The 23,868-nt window shown below is 67.2% G+C and carries 26 protein-coding genes; 17 read left to right on the top strand and 9 right to left on the bottom strand.

Annotated features, from left to right (window positions below; all coding sequences use genetic code 11):
- The first annotated feature begins 47 nt into the window (after positions 1–47).
- The 7 genes from BYZ73_RS22630 (at position 48) to lpxB (ending at position 6,959) form a co-directional block, all read left to right on the top strand.
- A complete protein-coding gene (locus tag BYZ73_RS22630; RefSeq protein WP_181497955.1) occupies positions 48–200 on the top strand; it encodes a hypothetical protein in 153 nt (50 codons plus the stop codon).
- 276 nt (positions 201–476) lie between these two features.
- The gene (bamA, locus tag BYZ73_RS03870; protein WP_112314956.1) at positions 477–2,801 is read left to right on the top strand and encodes an outer membrane protein assembly factor BamA; all 2,325 of its coding nucleotides are present in this window, start codon (positions 477–479) and stop codon (positions 2,799–2,801) included.
- A 4-nt stretch (positions 2,802–2,805) separates the two neighbouring features.
- The gene (locus tag BYZ73_RS03875) at positions 2,806–3,495 is read left to right on the top strand and encodes an OmpH/Skp family outer membrane protein (protein WP_112314957.1); all 690 of its coding nucleotides are present in this window, start codon (positions 2,806–2,808) and stop codon (positions 3,493–3,495) included.
- 89 nt (positions 3,496–3,584) lie between these two features.
- Positions 3,585–4,055 carry a 3-hydroxyacyl-ACP dehydratase FabZ gene (fabZ, locus tag BYZ73_RS03880; RefSeq protein WP_108023684.1) on the top strand — a complete coding sequence of 157 codons (471 nt, stop codon included), beginning with the start codon at positions 3,585–3,587 and terminating at the stop codon, positions 4,053–4,055.
- 6 nt (positions 4,056–4,061) lie between these two features.
- The gene (gene lpxA / locus BYZ73_RS03885; RefSeq protein WP_112314958.1) at positions 4,062–4,862 is read left to right on the top strand and encodes an acyl-ACP--UDP-N-acetylglucosamine O-acyltransferase; all 801 of its coding nucleotides are present in this window, start codon (positions 4,062–4,064) and stop codon (positions 4,860–4,862) included.
- A 43-nt stretch (positions 4,863–4,905) separates the two neighbouring features.
- On the top strand, positions 4,906–5,781 hold the full coding sequence (locus BYZ73_RS03890) for an LpxI family protein (protein ID WP_112314987.1): 876 nt from the start codon (positions 4,906–4,908) through the stop codon (positions 5,779–5,781).
- The gene (gene lpxB, locus BYZ73_RS03895; RefSeq protein ID WP_112314959.1) at positions 5,778–6,959 is read left to right on the top strand and encodes a lipid-A-disaccharide synthase; all 1,182 of its coding nucleotides are present in this window, start codon (positions 5,778–5,780) and stop codon (positions 6,957–6,959) included. The genes BYZ73_RS03890 and lpxB overlap by 4 nt, the downstream gene beginning before the upstream one ends.
- Before the next feature lie 6 nt (positions 6,960–6,965).
- Here the strand turns inward: lpxB and BYZ73_RS03900 are convergent, their stop codons facing one another.
- The gene (locus BYZ73_RS03900; RefSeq protein WP_158272270.1) at positions 6,966–7,442 is read right to left on the bottom strand and encodes a DUF2059 domain-containing protein; all 477 of its coding nucleotides are present in this window, start codon (positions 7,440–7,442) and stop codon (positions 6,966–6,968) included.
- 58 nt (positions 7,443–7,500) lie between these two features.
- On the bottom strand, positions 7,501–8,658 hold the full coding sequence (gene mnmA / locus BYZ73_RS03905) for a tRNA 2-thiouridine(34) synthase MnmA (protein ID WP_112314961.1): 1,158 nt from the start codon (positions 8,656–8,658) through the stop codon (positions 7,501–7,503).
- A gap of 128 nt (positions 8,659–8,786) precedes the next feature.
- Here mnmA and sciP point away from each other — a divergent pair, with 128 nt between their 5' ends.
- The 5 genes from sciP (at position 8,787) to BYZ73_RS22635 (ending at position 14,432) form a co-directional block, all read left to right on the top strand.
- Complete coding sequence (gene sciP / locus BYZ73_RS03910) at positions 8,787–9,071, top strand: CtrA inhibitor SciP (RefSeq protein ID WP_108023040.1); 285 nt, start codon at positions 8,787–8,789, stop codon at positions 9,069–9,071.
- A gap of 132 nt (positions 9,072–9,203) precedes the next feature.
- A complete protein-coding gene (ctrA, locus tag BYZ73_RS03915; RefSeq protein WP_108023042.1) occupies positions 9,204–9,920 on the top strand; it encodes a response regulator transcription factor CtrA in 717 nt (238 codons plus the stop codon).
- Between the two features lie 78 nt (positions 9,921–9,998).
- Positions 9,999–12,119 (top strand): NAD-dependent DNA ligase LigA, encoded by a 2,121-nt coding sequence (gene ligA, locus BYZ73_RS03920; protein ID WP_112314988.1) that lies wholly within the window; start codon positions 9,999–10,001, stop codon positions 12,117–12,119.
- Positions 12,116–14,203 carry an ATP-dependent DNA helicase RecG gene (gene recG, locus BYZ73_RS03925; protein WP_112314962.1) on the top strand — a complete coding sequence of 696 codons (2,088 nt, stop codon included), beginning with the start codon at positions 12,116–12,118 and terminating at the stop codon, positions 14,201–14,203. The genes ligA and recG overlap by 4 nt, the downstream gene beginning before the upstream one ends.
- Positions 14,204–14,276: 73 nt before the next feature.
- Positions 14,277–14,432, top strand: coding sequence for a hypothetical protein (locus BYZ73_RS22635; RefSeq protein WP_181497956.1), 156 nt, complete (start codon positions 14,277–14,279; stop codon positions 14,430–14,432).
- Positions 14,433–14,635: 203 nt separating this feature from the next.
- Here the strand turns inward: BYZ73_RS22635 and BYZ73_RS03930 are convergent, their stop codons facing one another.
- Together BYZ73_RS03930 and BYZ73_RS22640 are read right to left on the bottom strand one after the other, a co-directional pair.
- Positions 14,636–15,451, bottom strand: coding sequence for a ferredoxin--NADP reductase (locus BYZ73_RS03930; protein ID WP_112314963.1), 816 nt, complete (start codon positions 15,449–15,451; stop codon positions 14,636–14,638).
- A 79-nt stretch (positions 15,452–15,530) separates the two neighbouring features.
- Positions 15,531–15,971, bottom strand: coding sequence for a hypothetical protein (locus BYZ73_RS22640; protein ID WP_181497949.1), 441 nt, complete (start codon positions 15,969–15,971; stop codon positions 15,531–15,533).
- 21 nt (positions 15,972–15,992) lie between these two features.
- Here BYZ73_RS22640 and BYZ73_RS03935 point away from each other — a divergent pair, with 21 nt between their 5' ends.
- The 4 genes from BYZ73_RS03935 to BYZ73_RS03950 all read left to right on the top strand — a co-directional run bounded on the left by BYZ73_RS03935 (position 15,993) and on the right by BYZ73_RS03950 (position 19,882).
- A complete protein-coding gene (locus tag BYZ73_RS03935) occupies positions 15,993–16,556 on the top strand; it encodes a Crp/Fnr family transcriptional regulator (RefSeq protein ID WP_245895482.1) in 564 nt (187 codons plus the stop codon).
- Positions 16,557–16,700: 144 nt separating this feature from the next.
- A complete protein-coding gene (locus BYZ73_RS03940) occupies positions 16,701–17,699 on the top strand; it encodes a TRAP transporter substrate-binding protein (protein ID WP_108023051.1) in 999 nt (332 codons plus the stop codon).
- An 89-nt stretch (positions 17,700–17,788) separates the two neighbouring features.
- The gene (locus tag BYZ73_RS03945) at positions 17,789–18,484 is read left to right on the top strand and encodes a TRAP transporter small permease (RefSeq protein ID WP_112314964.1); all 696 of its coding nucleotides are present in this window, start codon (positions 17,789–17,791) and stop codon (positions 18,482–18,484) included.
- Between the two features lie 3 nt (positions 18,485–18,487).
- A complete protein-coding gene (locus tag BYZ73_RS03950) occupies positions 18,488–19,882 on the top strand; it encodes a TRAP transporter large permease (protein ID WP_108023056.1) in 1,395 nt (464 codons plus the stop codon).
- A gap of 134 nt (positions 19,883–20,016) precedes the next feature.
- Here the strand turns inward: BYZ73_RS03950 and BYZ73_RS03955 are convergent, their stop codons facing one another.
- The gene (locus BYZ73_RS03955; RefSeq protein WP_112314965.1) at positions 20,017–20,469 is read right to left on the bottom strand and encodes an iron-sulfur cluster assembly scaffold protein; all 453 of its coding nucleotides are present in this window, start codon (positions 20,467–20,469) and stop codon (positions 20,017–20,019) included.
- Positions 20,470–20,536: 67 nt separating this feature from the next.
- Between BYZ73_RS03955 and hisI the strand changes: the two genes are divergently transcribed.
- A complete protein-coding gene (hisI, locus tag BYZ73_RS03960) occupies positions 20,537–20,896 on the top strand; it encodes a phosphoribosyl-AMP cyclohydrolase (RefSeq protein ID WP_108023060.1) in 360 nt (119 codons plus the stop codon).
- On the opposite strand, the gene gluQRS is transcribed toward hisI, so the two are convergent.
- From gluQRS to BYZ73_RS03980, 4 genes are all read right to left on the bottom strand, one after another.
- Positions 20,893–21,723 carry a tRNA glutamyl-Q(34) synthetase GluQRS gene (gene gluQRS / locus BYZ73_RS03965; RefSeq protein ID WP_112314966.1) on the bottom strand — a complete coding sequence of 277 codons (831 nt, stop codon included), beginning with the start codon at positions 21,721–21,723 and terminating at the stop codon, positions 20,893–20,895. The two genes, hisI and gluQRS, sit on opposite strands and share 4 nt — an antisense overlap.
- A 41-nt stretch (positions 21,724–21,764) precedes the next feature.
- Positions 21,765–21,959 carry a hypothetical protein gene (locus BYZ73_RS03970; RefSeq protein ID WP_112314967.1) on the bottom strand — a complete coding sequence of 65 codons (195 nt, stop codon included), beginning with the start codon at positions 21,957–21,959 and terminating at the stop codon, positions 21,765–21,767.
- 64 nt (positions 21,960–22,023) lie between these two features.
- A complete protein-coding gene (gene trmFO / locus BYZ73_RS03975; RefSeq protein ID WP_112314968.1) occupies positions 22,024–23,367 on the bottom strand; it encodes a methylenetetrahydrofolate--tRNA-(uracil(54)-C(5))-methyltransferase (FADH(2)-oxidizing) TrmFO in 1,344 nt (447 codons plus the stop codon).
- Between the two features lie 47 nt (positions 23,368–23,414).
- On the bottom strand, positions 23,415–23,846 hold the full coding sequence (locus BYZ73_RS03980) for a hypothetical protein (protein ID WP_181497950.1): 432 nt from the start codon (positions 23,844–23,846) through the stop codon (positions 23,415–23,417).
- Positions 23,847–23,868 lie beyond the last annotated feature (22 nt).

Here is a 23,868-nt window from a genome sequence, read left to right on the forward strand (position 1 = left end):
CCCGTCTAGCCTCCGGCCCAACGGTCGAATGCAAAGGCAGGACGGATATGACACAGGCAACGGGTCTGAACGGAATGGGCGAGGGGCACGGCACGCTGGTGCTGCTGTTCGATCTGAACTGGGACCGGGTGATCTTTCCCGCCGGGATCGCGCTGGCACTGATCGCGGGCAGCTATCTGGCCAGTTTCGCCCCGCTCTGAACCGTCTTCGGGGGCGGTCCGGGCCGCGTGCCCCGCAACGCTGTCAGCCTGCCCGCAGGGGGCGCTCTTCGGCGACGGGGGATGCGGCCTCCGGGGCCCTGGCCGTCTGCGGCGCCGGGGCTGCGCCCGGCTCTGGCCGGACCGGCGGCCTTTCCCCGACAAGATCCTGTGAGGAAGCGCGGCAACGATCGGCCATTTTCCTGTCCTCGGCCTTTTGACAAAGCCCGGCCCGCAAGCTAGCAAGGCGGAAAGAAAACGTCACCTTGGGACGGGCACATGACCAAATCTTCGCAGGGATTTCTCGGCACCCGGCCGGGGGCGCGCAACCTCACCTTATCGGCCGTCGCGGTCGCCGTGGGGCTTGGCGCGGGGGTGCCGCAGCTGGCCATGGCGCAAAGCTACAGCTTTTCCAATGTGCGCGTCGAAGGTAACGAGCGGGTCGATGCCTCGACCGTGGCGAGCTATGCCAACATCTCGCGGGGCGAAACGATCTCGGCGGCGCGTCTGAACGATGCCTATCAGGCCGTTGTCGACAGCGGCCTTTTCGAATCCGTCGAACTGGTGCCGCAGGGCGGGACGCTGGTCATCAAGGTCACCGAATATCCGACCGTCAACCGCATCAGCTTCGAGGGCAATGCCCGGATCAAGGACGAGGATCTGCAGAAGATCGTCCAGACCCAGTCGCGGCGGGTCTATTCGCCGTCCACCGCCGAAGCCGACGCCTCGGCCATCGCCGCCGCCTATGAACAGTCCGGCCGCATTGCCGCCACCGTTACGCCCCGCATCATCGAACGCTCCGACAACCGCGTCGATCTGGTCTTCGAGATCGCCGAAGGCGCCGTGGTCGAGATCGAGCGGATTTCGTTTGTCGGCAACCGCGCCTATTCCGAAGGCCGCCTGCGCCGGGCGCTGGGGACCAAGCAGGCGGGCCTGCTGCGCCGTCTGATCCGTTCGGATACCTTCGTCGCCGACCGGATCGAGTTCGACAAGCAGGTGCTGAAGGACTTCTATACCTCGCGCGGCTATGTCGATTTCCAGGTGTTGTCGGTCACGCCCGAACTGACCCGCAACCGCGACGCCTATCTGCTGACCTTCAATATCCGCGAGGGGCAGAAGTTCAATTTCGGCAAGATCACCACCTCGTCGGACCTGACCGAGGTCGATCCCGACGAGTTCCAGGCGGCCGCCCGGGTCAAGGAAGGCGATACCTACACGCCCTCGGCCATCGAGACGACGGTCGCCCGGATGGAACGGCTGGCGGTGCAGAAGGGGCTGAACTTCATCCGCATCACCCCGCGTGTCACCCGCAACGATCGCGACCTGACGCTGGATGTCGACTTTGTGGTCGAGCGCGGTCCGCGGCTTTTCGTCGAGCGCATCGACATCGAGGGCAACGCCACCACGCTCGACCGCGTGGTGCGGCGGCAGTTCAACACCGTCGAGGGCGACCCCTTCAACCCGCGCGAGATCCGGCAGACCGCCGACCGCATCCGCGCGCTCGGCTTTTTCTCGACCGCCGATGTCTCGGCGCGCGAGGGCACCAGCCCCGACCAGATGATCATCGACGTCAATGTCGAGGAACAGCCGACCGGGACGCTGTCCTTCGGCCTGAGCTATTCGCAGACCGACGGGGCGGGCGCCGCGCTTTCGTTCAGCGAAAACAACTTCCTCGGCCGCGGCCAGTACCTGAGCGCCCGGATCGACACCGGCACCGACAACGCGACCTCGCGGTTTGTCTTCATCGAGCCGGCTTTCCTGGGACGCGACGTGCGCTTCCGCTTCGGGGCCACCTATGCCCAGACCGATACCGGCAAATACGACAGCGAATACGAGACCCAGAAGATCGAGATCTCGCCCTCGCTGGAATTCCCGATCTCGGAAAACGGGCGGTTCGAGCTGCGCTACGCGATCGGCGAAAACACCTTCAAGAATTATGAGGGCGATTCCGAGGTGCTGGCCCGCGAGGCCGACGATCCCGGCCAGACCTTCTCGAAGGTCGGCTACGGCTTCACCTACGACACCCGCCGCACCGGGCTCGACCCCAATTCGGGGATCGTGCTGAAGTTCAACCAGGACTATGCCGGGCTTGGCGGCGATCTGGAATTCATCGAGACCACGGCTCTGGCGGGCGTCCAGCGCATGGTCTGGAACGAAGAGGTCACGCTGCGCGCCGAGCTTGAGGGCGGGGCGCTGACCATGCTGGGCGATTCCGAAAGCCGGGTGACCGAACGCTACTTCCTGAACGGCAAGATGCGCGGTTTCGACGGCAACGGTCTTGGGCCCCGCGAAGGCGACGAGGCGTTGGGCGGCAACATGTATGCCGTCGCCCGGTTCGAGGCGGAATTCCCGCTGGGCCTGCCCGCGGAATATGGCATCACCGGCGGCCTCTTTGCCGATTTCGGCACGGTCTGGGGGCTGGACAATACCAGCACCTCCTCGGGTCCCGTCGATGACGACTTCCACCTGCGGTCCGCGGTGGGGGTGTCGCTCTTCTGGAAGACCCCGCTCGGCCCGCTGCGCTTCAACTTCTCGAAGGCGGTCATGAAAGAGGACTACGACGAAGAACAGAACTTCGACTTCACGATCTCGACGAGGTTCTGAGCCGATGCGCCGGGCGGGTCGCGGATGGGCGCTGGCCGCCGCGGTGGCGCTTGGCCTTGCCGGTCCGGCGCTGGCGCAGGACGGGCGTCCGGTCTTTCTCAGCCCGATCCTGACGCTCGATCAGGACCGTCTGTTCCAGGACAGCAAGGCGGGGCAGGCCGTCGAGCAGGCGCTTGAGGCCGAAGCCGCCGCCCTGGCCGCCGAGAACCGGCGGATCGAAAGCGAGCTTGTGGCCGAGGAACGCGCGCTGACCGAACAGCGCGCCACCGTGCCGCCCGACCAGTTCCGGCCGCTGGCCGAGGCCTTCGACACCAAGGTCGAAACGATCCGCGCCGCGCAGGAGCGCAAGGCGCGCGAGCTGACCCAGCGCCGCGAGGAGGAACGCCAGGACTTCTTCCGCAAGGCGCTGCCGGTTCTCGCCGAGATCGTGCGCGAGCGGGGGGCCGTCGCGGTTCTGGCCCGCGAGGCGGTGATCCTGTCGGCCGGTCAGGTCGACATCACCACGGACGCCATCGCGCTTCTGGACGAGCGGGTCGTGATCGGCCCCGATGGCGCACAATCGGAAGCGCCTGACGCCGCCGAAGATGCCCCCGCCACCCCGCCCGGGCCCGCGTCGCCGGGGGCGGCCGCGCCGTCCGAGCCTCCGTCGCCGGGGTCCGCCTCGCCGGACGAACCGGCCGGACGCGGCGACTAGGCGTCGCTTGTCTCGGATCGGACGAGTTGATACTGCGCTCCGTACCGCGTGAAGAAAGCATATTCGCAATGTGCAAGGAGACAGGCTCGATGTCCGACAGTCAGGTCCTTGAGGCCGATATCGACGAAATCCAGAAGATTTTGCCGCACCGCTATCCGTTTCTGATGATCGACCGGGTGACGGACATCGTCCCGGGCCAGAGCGCCGTCGGGATCAAGAACGTCTCGATCAACGAGCCGCATTTCCAGGGACATTTCCCGTCGAAGCCGATCATGCCCGGGGTTCTGATCGTCGAAGCCATGGGCCAGACCGGCGGAGTTCTTGTCGGCAAGTCGGTGGACCTGTCCGAAGATGACCTGCTCGTCTATTTCATGGCGATGGACAAGTGCAAGTTCCGCCGGATGGTCGTCCCCGGCGACAGGCTCGAGCTGCATGTGACGGTCAAGCGCGGCGGGTCGAAGAAGGTCAAGATCTGGAAATTCGAAGGTGTCGCCAAGGTCGGCGACGAGATCGCGGCCGAAGCCGAATTCACCGCGATGATGGACATCAACCCGGAGTAAGCCCCCATGGCGATCGACCCCAGCGCCACGATCCACCCCTCGGCCCTTGTCGAGGACGGTGCCGAGATCGGCCCCGGGGCCACGGTCGGCCCGTTCTCGGTGATCGGGCCGAAGGTCCGGCTTGGGCCGGATGTGGTGGTCAAAAGCCACGCGGTGGTGACCGGGCTGACCGAGATCGGCGAGGGGACGGTGATCTTTCCCTTCGCCAATATCGGCGACATCCCGCAGGACCTGAAATACCGTGGCGAGGAAACCCGGCTGATCGTGGGCAAGCGCAACCGCATCCGCGAGGCGGTGACCATGAACACCGGCACCGAGGGCGGCGGCGGCATCACCCGGGTCGGCGACGATTGCCTGTTCATGACCGGCAGCCATGTCGGACATGACGTGCAGGTCGGCAATGGCGTGATCGTGGCCAATCACGCGGCCTTTGCCGGGCATTGCATCATCGGCGACAATGTCGTCATCGGCGGGCTTGCGGGTATCCATCAATGGGTGCGGATCGGGCAGGGTGCGATCATCGGCGCGCTGACCATGGTCACCAATGACGTGATCCCCTTTGGGCTGGTGCAGGGGCCGCGCGGTGTGCTGGACGGGCTGAACCTTGTCGGGCTCAAGCGCCGCGGCGTCGCGCGCGAGGACATCGCGGCGCTTCGGGCGGCCTTCCAGCATCTTGCCGAGGGCGAGGGCACCTTCCATGAACGCGCGCGCCACCTGGCCGAGACCGCCGACAGCGGCTATGTGCGCCAGATGGTCGAATTCGTGCTGGCCGATACCGACCGGTCCTTCCTGACGCCGAAACCCTGACGACGCGCCTGGAAAGGCCCAGACCGGAGCGATGAGCGTGCCCATGCCCGAGACGACCCCCGAAACTCCTTCCAAGACCGCACCCGTTCCCGGAACCACGGCCCTGATCGCCGGGGGCGGCGCGCTGCCCGCGCATCTTGCCCGCGCCATGGAGGCTGCGGGAATGCCCTTCCTGATCGCCCAGATCGAGGGCTTCGCGATGGACGAGGCCGACCGCTGGCCGGTCGAGACCTTCGCGCTGGAACGTCTGGCGGTGCTGTTCGATCTGCTGCACGGTCGCGGCGTGACCCGGGTGGTGCTGGCCGGAACGATCCGGCGGCCCCGGCTCGACCCCGAGCGGATCGACCCGCGCACCGCCCAGCTTCTGCCGCGCATCCTGCCCTATCTGGCGCAGGGCGATGACGGTCTCTTGCGCGCGGTGATCGCGCTGTTCGAGGAGGACGGGTTTGCCGTCGTCGGCGCCGATGCGGTCGCGCCCGATCTGCTGCCCGCGCCGGGCGTTCTGACCGGGGTCGCGCCCTCGAAAGCCGACGAGAAGGATGCGGCCCGCGCCGCCGCCATCGTCGAGGGGCTCGGCGCGGTCGATGTCGGGCAGGGCGCGGTGGTGGCGCAGGGGCTGTGCCTCGCGGTCGAGACGCTGCCCGGAACCGATGCGATGCTGGCCTTCGTCGCCGAGGCGGCGGCGGGCTGCCGTCCCGACCCCAAGGGCGCGCGGGGCGTCGTCTACAAGGCGCCGAAGCCCCGGCAGGACCGCCGGGTCGATCTGCCCGCCATCGGGCCCGCGACGATCGAGGCCGCCCATCGCGCGGGGCTGGCCGGGATCGTGCTGGAGGCGGGCGGCGTGATGGTTCTGGATCGTCCCGAAACCGTGGCGCGGGCCGAGGCGCTGGGGGTCTTCCTCTGGGTCCGGGAGCCGTGACGCGGCTTTTCTTCATCGCGGGCGAGCCTTCGGGCGATGCGCTCGGGGCGGCGCTGATCGCCGGGCTGAAAGAGCTTGATCCGGGACTCGAAATCCACGGGGTGGGCGGGCCGCTGATGCAGGCCGAGGGGCTGGAAAGCCTCTTTCCGATGGACGAGCTGTCGGTGATGGGCATCGCCGAGGTGCTGCCGCGCTATGCGGCACTGATGCGGCGGATCAAGGAATGCGCGGCCGAGGTCGTGCGGCTGTCGCCCGATGCGCTGGTGACCATCGACAGCCCGGATTTCTGCCTGCGGGTGGCGCGCCGGGTCAAGGCGCAAAGCCATGTGCGCACGGTCCATTACGTGGCGCCGACGGTCTGGGCCTGGCGGCCGGGGCGGGCGGCGCGGATGGCCGAGGCGGTCGATCAGGTGCTGGCGCTGTTCCCGTTCGAGCCGCCCTATATGGAAGCCGCCGGGATGCGTTGCGATTTCGTCGGGCATCCGGTGGTGGCCCAGCCGCGCGCCTCGGACCAGGAGGCCCGCGCCTTCCGCGACCGGCACGGCATCGCGGCCGACGCGGCGCTCTGCCTCGTGCTGCCGGGGTCGCGCGCGGGCGAGGTCGACCGTCTGGCGCCGGTCTTCGGCACGGCCCTGCAGACGGTCGCGTCCCAGCATCCGGGGCTGCGCGTCGTGGTGCCGACGACGGCGGGCGTGGCCGAGAGGGTCGCGGGCCTGACCGCCGCCTGGCCCGGCGCGCCGGTGCTGATCGACCCGCGCGCCGATGGCACTGCCGCGGCTGCCGCCAAGCGCGCCGCCTTCGCCGCGGCCGATCTGGCGCTGGCCGCCTCGGGTACCGTGTCGCTGGAACTGGCCGCGTCGGAAACGCCCATGGTCATCGCCTATGACATGAACTGGCTGAGCCGGCAGATCATCTGGCGGATGGTGCGGCTCGATACCGTGACGCTGGTCAATATCGTCAGCGAAACCCGCGCGGTTCCCGAATTTCTGGGCGAGGCCTGCCAGCCCGGCCCGATTGCCGCGGCGCTGTGCCTGCTGCTGGAGGACCCGGCCTACCGCGCGCCCCAGATCGAGGCGATGCGCGTCACGATGGAGCGGCTCGGCCAAGGCGGCGAGGCGCCGGGGCGGCGTGCCGCGCGCGCGGTGCTGGACGGTCTGGCGACGGCGCGGCGGGGCTGACCCGGCTCAGGGCGCCTCGACGATTCCCTGCATCCGCGTCAGCACCTCGGGCATCGTGCTTTGCACCAGCTCGATGATCTGCGGCTGCTGCGCGTTCAGCACCTTGGGCAGCTTCTGCATGACCGACCGGCCCTCGGGCGTGGCGTAGAAGTCGCGCAGCGCCTCGATTTCGTCCAGCGTCATCAGATCGGCCATCAGCTCGTCTTGCGACAGCATCAGCGCGCGCAGCCGGTCGGTATAGATCTCGGCGTAAAGCGCCTCGATCCGCGACAGTTGCGACGGGGTCAGGCGGGTGCCGCCAGCCTCGATGCTGGACACCGCCGGGCGCCACATCGAGCGCACGATTTCCTCGAGATCCATGTCGGCCACGGCGCGCTGGACATAGTCATGGGCCGCCTCCAGCCGGTCTTGGCGGGTTTCGTCGGCCCAAAGCGGCGCGGCGAGGACAAGCCCGGCAAGGGCAATGACAAGGGCAGGGCGCATCCGCTGGGTCTCCGTTCGATCCGCTTCGCGCTCAGGATGCAGGGCGGGCGCGGGGGGCTCAACCCCGATTCGCGCCGCGCCAGATCCAGCCGCCGCCCAGAACCCGGCTGCCCCCGGTTTCATAAAGCACGCAGGCTTGCCCGGGGCTCACACCCTCTTCGGGGGTCAGCAGCTCGACCTCGGCCTCGGTCTCGGACAGCGGTCGCAGGATCGCCGCGCGCGGCGGCCGGGTCGAGCGCACCTTGACCGAAACCTCCCATTCGGGCCGCGAGGTCAGGGGGGCATCGCCCAGCCAGTTGATTTCGCGGGCCGGAACGATGCGGGTCGACAGCATTTCCTTTGGGCCGACCACGACCTGCCGCGCATCGACATCGAGCCGCACGACATAAAGCGGCTCGTCGAGTCCGCCGATCCCCAGCCCGCGTCGCTGGCCGATGGTGTAATGGATCACGCCCTTGTGGGTGCCCAGCACCCGGCCATCGGCATGGACGATCTCGCCCGGTTCGGCGGCTCCCGGGCGCAGCTTTTCGATTACCGAGGCATAGTTGCCCTCGGGCACGAAGCAGATGTCCTGGCTGTCGGGCTTGTCCGCGACCGGCAGCCCGTATTTCGCGGCCAGCGCCCGGGTCGCGTCCTTGTTGGGCAGGTGCCCCAGCGGGAATCGCAGATAGTCAAGCTGGTCGGGCGTGGTCGAGAACAGGAAATAGGACTGGTCGCGCGCCGGATCGGCCGCGCAATGCAACTCGGCCCCGTTCGGCCCCAGCTTGCGCTGGATGTAATGACCGGTCGCCATGCAGTCGGCGTCCAGATCCTTGGCCGTCGCCAGCAGGTCGCGAAACTTGACCCGCTCGTTGCAGCGGATGCAGGGCACCGGGGTCGCGCCCGCCAGATAGCTGTCGGCGAATTCCTCGATCACCGCATCGCGGAAGACGTTTTCATAATCGAGCACATAGTGCGGAAAGCCCACGCTTTCGGCCACCCGGCGGGCATCGTGGATGTCGCGTCCCGCGCAGCAGGCCCCCTTCTTGGCCAGGGCCGCGCCATGGTCGTAAAGCTGCAAGGTGATTCCCACCACGTCATAGCCTTCCTCGGCCAGCATCGCGGCCACAACCGAACTGTCCACGCCGCCGGACATCGCGACCAGCACGCGGGTTTCGGAAACGGGCTTTGCAAAGCCCAGCGAGTTCAGAGCGCGCGGGGCGCCGTCGCGTGGCATCGTGGGAACTCCAGGGAACAAGTCTCGGGCAATATAGGAAAATGCGAGATACTCTCAAGACCCGCCTTCACCCACCTTTAAGCAGGAAAACGCCACCCTCGCGCCGGATTTGCAAGGGATAAGTAGCCATGTTCCTGAAACGTATCGACGGGCCCCGTACCGTCTCCTTGCCTGATGGCACCACCATGAGCCGCGCCGACCTTCCCCCGGTCGACACCCGACGCTGGGTGGCCAGCCGCAAGGCGGCCGTGGTCAAGGCGGTCGCCGCGGGCCTGATCTCCGAGGAGGAGGCGCTTGATCGCTACACCCTGTCCGCCGAGGAATTTTCCAGCTGGAAGAAGGCCGTACGCGAGTTCGGGATCGCCGGGCTCAAGGTCACGTCGCTCAAATCCACCCGCCGGACAGAGCTTTGAGGACGGTCGAGTCGAATTGCTTCTAGACAACCTCAAATTGTAAATGCTAGGGTAAATGTTAAGGTAACGTGCAATTAACCATTGTTCGTCAGGGTGCGACAAAGTTCGACGGTACTTAGCGGAGACCTAGCCATGCGCGTTCTGTTGGTGGAAGACGATCCGACCACAGCGAAGAGCATCGAGCTTATGCTGACCCATGCCAACCTCAACGTCTATACCACAGACCTTGGGGAAGAGGGCATAGACCTTGCAAAGCTCTATGACTACGATTTGATTCTCCTTGACCTCAACCTGCCCGACATGAACGGGCATGAGGTCCTGCGTCAGCTGCGTCTGGCACGCATCGACACGCCGATCCTGATCCTGTCCGGTGCCGCCGATACCGAGAACAAGATCAAGGGCTTCGGCTTCGGTGCTGATGACTACATGACCAAGCCGTTCCACCGCGAGGAACTGGTGGCGCGCATCCACGCCATCATCCGCCGGTCCAAGGGCCATTCGCAGTCGGTGATTCGCACCGGCAAGATCGAGGTCAACCTCGATGCGAAAACGGTCGAGGTCGAGAGCAAGCCGGTGCATCTGACCGGCAAGGAATATCAGATGCTCGAGCTTCTGTCGCTTCGGAAGGGGACGACCCTGACCAAGGAGATGTTCCTGAACCATCTCTACGGCGGCATGGACGAGCCCGAGCTGAAGATCATCGACGTCTTCATCTGCAAGTTGCGCAAGAAGCTTGCCCAGGCCACGGGCGGCGAAACCTATATCGAAACGGTCTGGGGCCGGGGCTATGTCCTGCGCGACCCCGAGCCGGATCAGGCGATGCCGGGGTCCTTCGCGCTCGGCGCCTGAGGCGGCGCCGAACGCACCCGCTGGAAATCCGGCCCCAGCCCCCCTATCACTCTGCCAGGGGCAATGCTGGGGGCCGGAATGACCGACGAACGTCCTGTCGAAGCGCTGTCGGAAACCGAGGCAAGGGCCGAACTGGCCCGGCTGGCCAAGGCCATTGCCGAGGCCGATGCCGCCTATCACCAGGAGGACGCGCCCACTCTTTCGGATGCGGCCTATGATGCGCTCAAGCGGCGCAACGCGGCGATCGAGGCCCGGTTTCCCGCGCTGAAGCGGGCCGACAGCCCCTCCGACCGGGTCGGGGCCGCGCCCGCCGAAGGATTCGCCAAGGTCGCCCATGTGCGGCGCATGCTGTCGCTGGCCAATGCCTTCGATGGCGCCGACGTGACCGAGTTCGACGCCCGCATCCGCCGCTATCTGGGGCTCGCCGATGACGCGCCCCTCGTCTACACCGCCGAACCCAAGATCGACGGCCTGTCCCTGTCGCTTCGCTACGAAGGCGGGCGGCTGGTGCAGGCAGCGACCCGGGGCGATGGCGAGGTCGGCGAGAACGTCACCGCCAATGCGCGCACCATTGCCGACATCCCCCGGACCCTGACGGGCGCCCCCGACATCCTTGAGGTGCGGGGCGAGGTTTATATGGCCCATGCCGATTTCGAGGCCTTGAACGAACGCCAGGCCGAAACCGGCGCCAAGACCTTCGCCAATCCGAGGAATGCCGCCGCCGGGTCGCTGCGTCAGCTCGACCCCGCCATCACCGCCGCCCGGCCGCTGAAATTCTTCGCCTATGCCTGGGGCGAGGTCTCGGCGCCGCTGGCCGACACCCAGATGGGCGCCATCGAACGGCTGAAAACGCTGGGCTTTCCGGTCAATCCGCTGACCGTCCTCTGCGATGGCCCCGAGGCGCTCGCCGCCCATTACGCCCGGATAGAACAGCGCCGCGCGACGCTCGGCTACGATATCGACGGCGTGGTCTACAAGGTGAACGACCTTGCCCTGCAGGACCGGCTGGGGTTCCGCGCGACCACGCCCCGCTGGGCCATCGCCCACAAGTTTCCCGCCGAGCTGGCCTGGACCCGGCTCGACCGCATCGAGATCCAGGTCGGCCGCACCGGGGCGCTGTCGCCGGTGGCGCGGCTGCATCCGGTGACGGTGGGCGGCGTCGTCGTCTCGAACGCGACGCTCCATAACGAGGATTACATCGCGGGCCGCGATTCGAAGGGCAACGAGATCCGCGGCGGCAAGGATATCCGCGAGGGCGACTGGGTGCAGGTTTACCGTGCGGGCGACGTGATCCCGAAGGTGGCCGACGTGGATCTTGCCAAGCGCCCCGAGGGCACCGAGCCTTTCCGCTTTCCCACCGAATGCCCCGAATGCGGGTCCGAGGCGATCCGCGAAGAGGGCGATGCGGTCCGCCGCTGTTCGGGCGGGCTGATCTGCCCGGCCCAGGCGGTCGAGCGGCTCAAGCATTTCGTCAGCCGCGGTGCCTTCGACATCGAGGGGCTGGGCGCGAAACAGGTCGAGGCGCTCTACAAGGACGGCTGGATCAGGGAACCGGCCGACATCTTCGAGCTTGAGAGCCGTTATGGCGACGGTCTCCAGCAGTTGAAGAACCGCGAGGGCTGGGGCGAGAAATCGGCCGCGAACCTCTTTGCCGCGATCGCGGCGCGGCGGACGATCCCGCTCGACCGGCTGATCTTCGCGCTGGGGATCCGCCATCTGGGCGAGGCCGCGGCCGATCTTCTGGCCCGCAACTTCCAGACCTGGGAGGCGTTCGAGGCGGCCGTGACCCATGCCACTGTCGGCGAGGGCCCGGACTGGGAGGCGCTTCTGTCCATCGACGGGGTCGGCACGGTGATGGCCACCTCGCTGATCACCGCCTTCCACCAAGAGGCCGAGCGCGCCTCGATCGACCGGCTGGTCGCGCATCTGACGGTCGAGCCTGTGGCCCGGCGCGGCGCGGTCGACAGCTCGGTCGCGGGCAAGACCGTGGTCTTTACCGGCACGCTGGAAAAGATGAGCCGGGCCGAGGCCAAGGCGCGGGCCGAGGCGCTGGGGGCCAAGGTCGCGGGCTCGGTCTCGAAGAAGACCGATCTGGTGGTGCTGGGGCCGGGCGCCGGGTCGAAGGCCAAGAAGGCCGAGGAACTGGGGATCGAGACCGTCGACGAGGACGGCTGGCTGGCGCTGATCGAGGGCGCATGAGCGGCCGGCCCGATATCCTCTTTCCGCTCTTCGGGGCGCTTGAAAAGCTTGACGGCATCGGACCGAAATCGGCCAAGCTGTTGGCGCAGATGGGCATCGAGAAGCCGCGCGATCTGATTTTCACGCTGCCCCATACCGGCATCGACCGCCGTCCGGTCGAGACCGTCGCGGGCGTCGCGCCCGGCGAGGTCGCGACGGTCGCGGTTCTGGTCGGCGCCCATATGCCCGCCTCCGGCAAGGGGCGGCCCTACCGGATTCAGGTGCAGGATGCGGCGACGGCCTTTCAACTGGTCTTCTTCCATGCGCGCGGCGATTACCTGTCGAAGATCCTGCCGGAAGGCGCCCGGCGGGTGATTTCGGGCAAGGTCGAGATCTTCGACGGCATGGCCCAGATCGTGCATCCCGATCACGTTCTGCCGCTGGACGAGGCCACCGAGATCCCGGATTTCGAACCGGTCTATCCGCTGACCGCCGGGCTTGCGCTGAAGACGATGACGAAGGCCGTGGCCTCGGCGCTGACCCGCGCACCCGATCTGCCGGACTGGATCGACCCCGCGCTTCTGGCGCGCGAGGGCTGGCCCGGATGGCGCGCGGCACTGCAGGCCGCCCATGCGCCGCAATCCGCGCGCGACATCGCCCCCACGGCGCCTGCGCGCCAGCGTTTGGCCTATGACGAATTGCTGGCCCATCAGCTGACGCTGGCGCTGGCGCGCGCCGATCAGCGCCGCGTCAAGGGACGGCCCAGCCAGGGCGACGGGCGGCTGCGGCGCAAGGCGCTGGCGGCGCTGCCGTTCCGGCCGACCGATGCGCAGGCCCGCGCGATGGACGAGATCGCCGAGGACATGGGGGCCGAGGCGCGGATGACCCGGCTTTTGCAGGGCGATGTGGGCTCGGGCAAGACGCTGGTCGCGTGGATGGCGCTGCTGGTCGCGGTCGAGGCGGGCGGGCAGGGCGTGATGATGGCCCCGACCGAGATCCTCGCCCGCCAGCATCTGGAAAGCCTGGCGCCGCTGGCCGAAAGCGCGGGCGTGGTGATCGAGATCCTGACCGGCCGCGACAAGGGCCGCGAGCGCGCGGCCAAGCTGGCGGGGCTGGCGGCGGGCGATATCCAGGTGCTGGTCGGCACCCATGCGGTCTTTCAGAAGGATGTCGAGTTCCGCGACCTGCGCCTGGCCATCGTCGACGAACAGCACCGCTTCGGCGTCGCGCAGCGGGTCGAGCTGTCGGCCAAGGGGCGGGGCGTCGACATGCTGGTGATGACCGCGACGCCCATTCCGCGCAGTCTGGCGCTGGCCACTTATGGCGATCTCGACGTTTCAGTGCTGGACGAGAAGCCGCCGGGGCGGACGCCGGTCAAGACCGCGCTGGTCTCGGTCGAGCGGATGGACGAGGTGGTCGCGCATCTGCAGAAGGCGGTGGCCGAGGGGCGGCAGGCCTATTGGGTCTGCCCGCTGGTCGAGGAATCCGAGGTTTCGGACCTGACGGCCGCCGAGGAACGGTTCAAGCGGTTGCGTGCGGTCTTCGGCGACCGGATCGGGCTGGTGCATGGCCAGCTGCCGCCCGCCGAGAAGGACGCCTCGATGCGCGCCTTCCAGCGGGGCGAGACCTCGGTTCTGGTCGCGACCACGGTGATCGAGGTGGGGGTGAACGTGCCCAATGCCTCGATCATGGTGATCGAGCGGGCCGAGGGCTTCGGACTGGCGCAACTCCACCAGCTTCGAGGCCGGGTCGGGCGCGGGGCGGCGGCCTCGACCTGCCTGCTGATGTATCAGGCGCCTTTGGGCGAGGCCGGGCGGAGGCGGCTGGAGATCCTGCGCGAAACCGAGGACGGGTTCCGCATCGCCGAGGAGGACCTGGCGATGCGCGGCGCGGGCGATCTGATCGGCACCGCGCAATCGGGGCTGCCGCGGTTCCGCATCGCCGATCTGGAACGGCAGGCCGCGCTGATGGCCGTGGCGCAAAGCGATGCCCGCAAGCTTCTGGCCGACGATCCGGGCCTTGCCGGGCCGCGCGGGCAGGCGGCACGGGTGCTTCTGTGGCTGATGGAACGCGACAAGGCGATTCGGCTTATCAAGGCGGGCTGAGCCCTTGCCGGACGGCCCCCTGTTAAATGTTCCTAAAAAGTTCTTTACAGGCGGGGCTGGAAATGAGAACAAAGTGGCAACACTGATCGACACCGGAGCCCGACCCATGCTGACCGAGCTGAGATCCGTCCTGACCCGCTGCCGCGCCACCCTTTGGCAGGATGCCGCTGGCGCCGCCGCGCTGATGGTGCTGCTGATTGCGGGGCTCCATCTTCCGGGGCTTGTCTGAGCCCCATCCGCTGCCTGCTGTCCAGTGCCGGACCCGTCCCCGGGTCGTCGCGAAGCCTGCCTCTTCCGCCGCGCCGGACCGCTTCCTGACCGCCGCCTCCTCCCTGGGAGTGCGGCGGTTTTTTTGTGCACGGGGCAGGGCCCGAAGCAAAACGCCCCGCCGGGCAAGCCGGGCGGGGCGTCTGAAACGCGTGCGAAGGGATGTCAGCCGACGAAGGCTTTCTCGACCACGTATTCGGCGGGTTCGGAATTGGCGCCCTCATTCAGGCCCCAGCCTTCCATGATCGCCATCACGTCCTTGTTGAAGTCGAGCGACCCGCAGACCATGGCGCGGTCGATGGCGGGGTCCATCTGCGTGCCCGCGAGGCCGAGATCGGCGAAGACCTTGCCCGAGGCCAGGTTGTCGGTCACCCGGCCCATCCATTTCGACGGCTCGCGGGTGGTGGTGGGGTAGTATTTCAGCTTGTCGCCGACGAACTCCCCGATCAGCGGGTCCTCGGGCAGGCTCTCGATCAGCTGGCGGCCGAATTCCAGTTCCGCCACCTCGCGGCAGGTATGCATCATGATGACCTCGTCATACCGCTCGTAGGTATCGGGGTCGCGCATCAGGCTGGCGAAGGGGGCGATGCCGGTGCCGGTCGCCAGGAACCACAGCCGCTTGCCGGGCAGCAGAGCGTCCAGAACCAGCGTGCCCACGGGTTTCGGGCGCAGGATGATCTGGTCGCCGGGCTGGATATGCTGAAGCCGCGAGGTCAGCGGGCCGTCCTGCACCTTGATCGAGTAGAAATCGAGCCCTTCGTCCCAGGAGGGCGAGGCGATCGAATAGGCGCGCATGATCGGCTTGCCGTCGTCGCCCGGCAGCCCGATCATCACGAACTCGCCCGAGCGGAAGCGCAGCGATTGCGGACGCGAGGTGCGGAAATAGAACAGCCGGTCGGTATAGTGGCGAACCTCGGTCACGGTCTGCGCATCGGGCAGGGTCTTCTTGGCGGGCTCTGTCACGGCAGTCTGCTGGTTCATGAATGTCACGCGACGGGGCGAGCGCCCCGTTCCTCCTTCTAGGTGTCCTTCTCGGGCGGGAAAACCCCCATCGCGCCCCTCAGCAGGTCGCAATTCCGTTACCGCCCGGCGGGCCGGGTTTTCGACGATTGCGGTAACGGCGACCATGACTCAGATCAAGCGCAAATGCCGCGGTGCTGTCGTACGCTATGCCGCAGCACCCGGGGTTGACGGTGGCGCGGCCGGGCGGCAGACCCGATGGCCGACACGCAACGCCATGGAGTTTCGGAGCATTGGCTTGTCCGCCGGTTTCGATTTGCAAATGCAAAAACCTGTTACGCTGCGTTGCTCCCTGGAAAATGTCGTCCTCGATGCAATTGCCTCCGGGCCGTCTGGTATTTGACAATTTATGAAAATCGAGCACGCGAAACTCCGAATCCGTCAAGTCGGCTGGTTGCGGTCTCTTCCGGCGCATTTTGTCGATCTGCTGCTTGCCGGTGCCCGGTTGCGCAGCTTTCGCCGGGGCGAGGCGCTGTTTCACATGGCCGATCCGTCGCCGGACATGCTTGGAATCGTTGACGGAGTGGTTGACGTGGTGCTTGAGCCCGGAGTCGACGGCCCGCGTCTGGGCTTTGTCGCCAAGGCCGGAAACTGGCTTGGCGCCGTCGGCATGCCGGGCATGACGCCGCGGCGCATCTCGGCGATTGCGCGGCGCGATGCCTCCGTGCTGTCGGTCTCGGCGCATCATATCGAGACGGTCGCAATGTCCGATCCCGACACATGGCGCCACATTGCGGCGAACATTGTCAGCCATTTGGACAATTTCGGCCAGTTGCTGCATGCCAATGTGCATCGCGACAATTCGGTTCGCATCCTCATTACCCTGCGCCGCCTGCACGATTTCAACGATGGCGCCACCGAGTTTCCGCTGACCCAAGCCGATCTTGCCGAGATGGCCGGGCTGTCGCGCAATTCCGCCAACCGGGTGATGCGGCGCCTGGCCGAAGAGGGGCTGATCGAGACCGGCTATGGTTGGGTGCGGATTGTCGATCAGCCGCGGATCATGAGTATCCTGAACCGGTCGCATCTGTCATCCTGGACCGGTTACGAACGGCTGGAGGCCTGACCCTGCCTGCCGCGCGCGGGGCGACCATTGCGCGCAGTCCCCATGGGGAAGCGTTTGGTTTTCCTTGAGACATGAGGGATCATCGGCGATAAACCGAGGCTACGTCCCCGAAGGGGGGGGACGCTCAGATCTTGGGAGGATCGCATGAAAGCTCTGACTACTACCGCCACGGCCGTGGCCCTGACCCTGTCCGCCGGAGCCGCCTTCGCGGCCTGCGATCCGGGCGAAACCGTGATCAAGTTCAGCCATGTCACCAGCGCGACCAGCCCCAAGGGCCTTGCCGCCGACCTGCTGGCCGCCCGCGTCAATGACGAGATGGACGGCAAGGTCTGCATGGAAGTCTATCCCAACACCACGCTTTACGACGACGACAAGGTGCTGGAGGCGATGCTGAACGGCGACGTGCAGATGGCCGCGCCGTCGCTGTCGAAATTCGAGAAATACACCAAGAAGCTGCGGATCTTCGATCTGCCCTTCATGTTCAAGAACATGGACGCCATCGACGCGTTCCAGAATTCCGAGACCGGCCAGGCGATGAAGCAGTCGATGATGCGCCGGGGCCTTCTGGGGCTGGAATTCTGGCATAACGGGCTCAAGCAGTTCTCGGCCGACAAGCCGCTGGTGCTGCCCGAGGATGCCAAGGGGCTGAAATTCCGGGTGCAACCCTCGGACGTTCTGGTGGCGCAGATGGAAGCGCTCGATGCCAGCCCGCAGCCGATGGCCTTTTCCGAGGTTTATGGCGCGCTGCAGACCGGCGTCGTCGACGGGCAGGAAAACACCTGGTCGAACATCTACACCCAGAAGTTCTTCGAGGTGCAGGACGGCATCACCGAGACCAATCATGGCGTGATCGACTACATGGTCGTGACCTCGGTCGAATGGTGGGAGGGGCTCGACCCCGAGATCCGCGACCAGCTGGCGACGATCCTGCATGAGGTGACGGTCCAGCGGAACACCGAGTCGACCAATGTCAACGAGCAGGCCAAGCAGGCGATCATCGACGCGGGCACCACGGTGCGCGAGCTGACGCCCGAGCAGCGTCAGGCCTGGGTCGATGCGATGAAGCCGGTCTGGGCCCAGTTCGAGGGTGACGTCGGTGCCGACGCCATTGCGGCGGCGCAGGAAATAAACGACCAGTACTGAGACGCCGTACCGGCGCCGGGCGGCGGTGGCCCTGACGGGCACCGCCGCTTCTGGCACCTGTTCGCCATGCCAGAGGGAGGCTTGGGGCGATGAGTGGAGCCTATCGGCCAAGGACGGCGCTGGGGCGCGCGGTCCATGCCGTCGAAGAGACGGTGATCGCGCTTCTGCTGGGGCTGATGGTGCTGGTCACCTTCGTCAACGTGGTGCTGCGCTATGTCTTCAACGCAAGCCTCGTCTGGAGCCTCGAGCTGACGCTGATCCTGTTCGCCTGGCTGGTGCTGTTCGGCATCGCCTACGGGTTCAAGATCACCATGCATCTGGGGGTGGACGCGATCCTGAACATGCTGTCGTCGCGGGCCCAGCGGATGCTGTCGCTGGTCGCGGTGGCGATCTGTCTGGTCTATGCGGCGCTGATGATGAAAGGGGCCTGGGATTACTGGGCGCCCTTCGCCAACCTGGCGCCGACGACCGGGCACTGGTTCCCGACGGGCTTCGAAGAGATGAAGCCCTGGGATTATCGCGGCTATGTGCCGACCGAGCGGATCCCGCTGCCCGAGTTCCTGCGCGCGCCGCTGGAATACCTGTTCCTGCCCGAGGGCGAGGACCCCTACGAAAAGCTGCCCATCGTCGTGCCCTATGCGATCATCCCGTTCGGGGTGGCGATGATGCTGTTCCGGCTGGTCGAGGCCGCGTTCCGTATCATCACCGGCCGCCAGCAGGGGCTGATCGTCAGCCACGAGGCCGAGGACGCGGTCGAGGATGCCGCCCGCGAGAAGGACGCCTGAGCCATGCATGTGGTGCTTCTGTTTGTCATGGTGGTGGGCTTCCTGCTGATCGGCGTGCCGATCGCGGTGTCGCTGGGCATGGCCTCGATCATCTTCCTGCTGCTCTTCTCCGACACCTCGCTGGCGGCGGTGGCGCAGTCGCTTTATCAGGCGATGGCGGGGCATTACACGCTGCTGGCGATCCCGTTCTTCATCCTGGCCTCGAGCTTCATGTCGACGGGCGGCGTCGCGCGGCGGATCATCCGGTTCGCCATTGCCTGCGTCGGGCATCTGCGGGGCGGGCTGGCCATTGCGGGCGTCTTCGCCTGCATGCTGTTCGCGGCCCTTTCGGGCTCGTCCCCCGCGACCGTGGTGGCCATCGGGTCGATCGTGATCGCGGCGATGCGGAAGGTCGGCTATACCCGCGACTTCGCGGCGGGCGTCATCTGCAACGCGGGCACGCTGGGCATCCTCATCCCACCCTCCATCGTGATGGTGGTCTATGCCTCGGCGACCGACGTCTCGGTCGGCCGGATGTTCCTGGCGGGCGTCATCCCCGGCACCGTCGCCGGGCTGATGCTGATGACCGCGATTTATGTCATGGCCCATGTGAAGGGCATGCCCAAGGGCGACTGGCTGGGCTGGGGCGAAGTCTGGGCCAGCTTCCGCGAGGCCTTCTGGGGGCTGATGCTGATCGCCATCATCATGGGCGGGATCTACGGCATTCCGGGCGTCGCCTCGGCGGTCTTCACGCCGACCGAAGCCGCCGCCGTGGCCTCGGTCTATGCCTTCCTGATCGCGATCTTCGTCTATCGCGACATGGGCCCCCTGAAGGCGCGGGACGGGCGCGGGCCGGTTGCGCTTTGGCAGAGGCCGCAGGCGCTGCTGACCGGGTTCATCCACCGCGACACCCGGCGCACTTTGCTGGATGCGGCCAAGCTCACCATCATGCTGATGTTCATCATCGCCAATGCGCTGATCCTCAAGCATGTGCTGACCGACGAACAGATCCCCCAGAAGATCGCCGGCGCGATGCTTGAGGCGGGCTTCGGCAAGATCGTGTTCCTGATCGTGGTCAACGTGATCCTGCTGATCGGCGGGCAATTCATGGAGCCTTCGGGGCTGATCGTGATCGTGGCGCCTCTGGTCTTTCCCATCGCCATCGAGCTGGGGGTCGATCCGATCCATCTGGGCATCATCATGGTGGTGAACATGGAAATCGGGATGATCACACCGCCCGTCGGGCTGAACCTCTTCGTGACCTCGGGCGTGGCGGGCATGTCGATGATGCGGGTGGTGCGCGCGGCGCTGCCGTTCCTGGCGGTGCTGTTCGTCTTCCTGATCCTGGTGACCTATGTGCCCTGGCTCTCGACCTGGTTGCCGACATCGTTGATGGGCCCCGAACTGATCACCAACTGATCCGGCGGAGCGCCGGGACCATGTCCCGGCGCACGCTTTCACGTGTTGCGCCGCGCCAGGGGCGCGTCGCCCGACCGGTTCGGGCAATGCCCGAACCGGAGGCCGCGGTCCGTGTTTGAGGTGGAGTCCGCTGCTCAGGCGCAGGCGGCGGCCTCGGCTGCGTCGAAGGCGTCGAGCGTGGCTTCGAGCGACAGCATGATCGAGGCGTGGCGGTTCTTGTAGTCGCGCGCGGGCAGCAGCACTTCGAGCCCCTCGAAGGGCGCCGAGGGCGCCGGGCCCTCGTCCTTCAGCATCGCCCGAAGCTGATCGCGCGCGGTCTCGACCTCGGCGCGGGTCCGCCCGAGGATCGCCGTGCCCACGACAGAGGCCGCGGCCTGACCGAGCGCGCAGGCCTTCACGTCCTGCCCGAAGCGCACGATCCGCCCGTCCGCGACATCGAGATCGACCGTCACCGTCGAGCCGCAAAGCGGCGAGCGCTTGCGCGCGGTGCCCATCGGCGCCTCGAGCCGGTCGAGATGCGGGATCTCGGCGGCGAGTGCCAGGATCTTCTGCGAATAGAGCTTGATCAGATCGTTCTGGGCATTCATGGCGTTTCCTTCCGCGCTCGCCTGTCCTAGATAACGCGCGCGCGTCCGAATTCAAAGGAGTTCCCGAATGGCCTTCGACCCCGCCAGCCTTCGCTACAACGAGGCCGGGCTGATCCCCGCCATCGCCCAGGACGCGGCCGGAACGGTGCTGATGATGGCCTGGATGACGGCCGAGGCGGTGGCGCGCACGCTGGAAACAGGCCGGGTGACCTACTGGTCGCGCTCGCGCCAGGCGTTCTGGGTCAAGGGCGAGACCAGCGGCCATGTCCAGCGGCTGATCGAGATGCGGGTCGATTGCGACCGCGACTGCCTGCTGGTGCTGGTCGAGCAGGAAGGCCCGGCCTGCCACACCAACCGCCGGAGCTGTTTCTACACCGCGATCCGCGACGGCGCCGAGGTCGAGATCCTGTCGCCGATGGCGGATTAAAACCCCACCATGCGGCGGATGTCGGCAGGCGTTGCCCCCTCGGCGCGATAGGCGGCGATGGCGCGGGCGTCGTCGCGCTTGGCCAGCCGCTTGCCCGCGTCGTCGAGGATCAGCCGGTGGTGGTGATAGGCGGGCGTCGGCAGGCCCAGCAGCGCCTGCAGCAGCACATGGATCGGGGTCGCCTCGAACAGATCCTCGCCGCGCGTGACCTCGTCGATCCGCTGGAAGGCGTCATCGACCACCACGGCCAGATGGTAGGAGGTGCCCAGATCGCGCCGGGCGAGCACCACATCGCCCACGGTTTCGATCAGCGCGCGCGCGTGAAGCCAATGCGGGCCGGGGTGCATGGGGCCGGTCTCGGTGAAGCCGGGCAGGGCCGAGCCGAGCCGGTCGAGCGCGCGCGCCATGTCCAGCCGGATGGCGTCCTCGGGTCCGGCCTCGTCCAGCGGCCGTTCGCGGCAGGTGCCGGGATAGACGAGCCCGTCGGGCCCGATGACCGGCGCCCCCGCCTGCGGCGCGGACAGGGCCGCGCGGATATCGGCGCGGCGGCAGCGGCAGGGATAGGTCAGCCCCATCGCGCCCAGCCGGTCGAGGGCCTCGCGATAGGCCGCGAGCCGCTCGGATTGGCGCAGCACCGGGCGCGGCCAGTCGAGCCCGAGCCAGGCCAGGTCATCGTAGATCTGCGCCTCCCATTCTGGGCGCGACCGGGCGGTGTCGATATCCTCGATCCTCAGCAGCATCTGGCCGCGCTCGAAGGCGGTCAGCGCCGCGAAGGCATGGCCCAGATGCAGCGGGCCGGTGGGGGAAGGGGCAAAGCGGGTGCGCATGGGCCTTGGCTAGCGCGGTCCGGGGGGAAGGGCCAGAGTGCCTAAAGCCCCGCCCGGCGGTCTGCCCCGCGCTGAAAGATCAGGATCCAGGCCAGGACGATGAACATCGGATGAGTCAGCCCGCCCGAGAAGATGATCGCCGGGATCCAGATCACCAGCGTCACCAGCGCGACGAACCAGCGCCCGATCAGCAGGATCGAGAGCGGCGGCAGGAACAGGGCGAGAACGTAGAGCATCGGGCCTCGGCTGATCGGGAGCGGTCTCGTCCTATATGGGGCGCGCGGCGCGGATGTGAAGCGCTCAGCCCGCGGCGCCCAGCCAGCCGGTCCAGTCGGCCTTGGCGCGGTCGGTGTAGCCCTTGTAGCGGTCGCGCCGCCCGCGCCGTCCGCCCTTCAGCCCCTCGACCGGCGGGAACAGCCCGAAATTGACGTTCATCGGCTGGAAGGTCTTCGCCTCGGCCCCGCCGGTGATATGGGTCACCAGCGCGCCCGTCGCTGTGGTGGCAGGCACCGGCGGCAGGCTGTGCCCCTTTATCGCCGCCGCGGCCAGCCGTCCGGCCAGAAGCCCCATGGCCGAGGATTCGACATAGCCCTCGACGCCCGTCACCTGCCCGGCAAAGCGGATATGCGGTCTCGATTTCAACCGCAATTCGGCGTCAAGCAGCGTCGGCGAATTCAGGAAGGTGTTGCGGTGGATGCCGCCCAGCCGCGCGAAGCGGGCATTCTCGAGCCCCGGAATCATCCGGAAAACATCGGCTTGCGCGCCATACTTCATCTTGGTCTGGAAGCCCACGATATTGTAGAGCGTCCCCAGCGCGTTGTCGCGGCGCAGCTGGACGATGGCATGGGCCTTGATGTCGGGCGCATGCGGATTGGTCAGCCCCACGGGCTTCATCGGACCATGGCGCAGGGTTTCGCGGCCGCGCTCGGCCATCACCTCGATGGGCAGGCAACCGTCGAAATAGCCCGCCGTCTCACCCTCGTGAAAGGCAGTCTTCTCGGCCGTCAGCAGCGCGTCGATGAAGGCCTCGTACTGGTCGCGGTCCATCGGGCAGTTCAGGTAGGCGGTGCGCTCTTCCTCGGTCTCGCCCTTGTCATAGCGCGACTGGAACCAGGCTTTCGACAGGTCGATGCTGTCGAAATGCACGATGGGCGCGATGGCGTCGAAGAAGGCCAGCGCCTCGGCCCCGGTCTCGGCCCGGATCGCCTGCCCCAGCGCATCCGAGGTCAGCGGGCCGGTCGCAAAGATCCAATGGCCGTCTGCGGGAAGGGACGTGATTTCAGTATCTTCGCGGCGAATTCTCGGGTGCCGCATCAGCCTTTCGGTGACGCCCTGCGAAAACGCTTCGCGGTCGACGGCCAGGGCGCCGCCCGCGGGCAGGCGGTGAGTGTCAGCCATTTCCATGATGAGGCTGCCCGCCGCGCGCATCTCCCAGTGGAGAAGCCCAACCGCGTTCTGTTCGTCGTCGTCCGAGCGGAACGAGTTCGAACAGACCATTTCGGCCAGATCGCCGGTCTTGTGCGCGAAGGTGCCGGTCTTGGGGCGCATCTCGTGGATCACCACGTCGATCCCGGCCGAGGCGGCTTGCCAGGCGGCCTCGGAACCGGCCATGCCGCCGCCGACGATATGAAGCGTATCTGTCATGGCGCCCGATCTAGCGGGCGGGCAGGGCGAAGGAAAGGGGGTGCCGTTCAGCCAGACTGCGCCCGCCCCATCCCGGCGGCGTCCAGCCCGCGTTCATCGGCCACGATTTCGTCAAGCGCGGTCTGATAGGCCGCCCGCTCGGCCGGTCCGGACCCGTCGGCGGCGCGCCCGGGCCGGGGCTCGGCGCCCAGAGCGACGGCCAGCAGCCCGGCGGCCAGCGCCAGATCGAGCGACAGGCGGTCGCGATCGGGCGGCAGAGCGGCGATGCCGAAGCGGATCGCGACCGCCGTCGTCAGCAGGTAGAAAGCCAGCAGCAGCGCGGCAGGACGTGCCCCGACGCCGGACAACAGCCCGGCGGCGCAAAGCCAGATGATCGTGGCCCCGGCCCAGTCCAGAACGCTGCGCGGATCGGGCGGCAGCACCGGGAGGTGCGGCGCACCGGACCGGAACGCTGCGATCACGCAAAGCGCCAGGGTCACGCGCAACAGCGCATGCAAACGT

The organism is Rhodovulum viride (assembly GCF_003265965.1).
GTDB classification, from domain to species: domain Bacteria; phylum Pseudomonadota; class Alphaproteobacteria; order Rhodobacterales; family Rhodobacteraceae; genus Rhodovulum; species Rhodovulum kholense.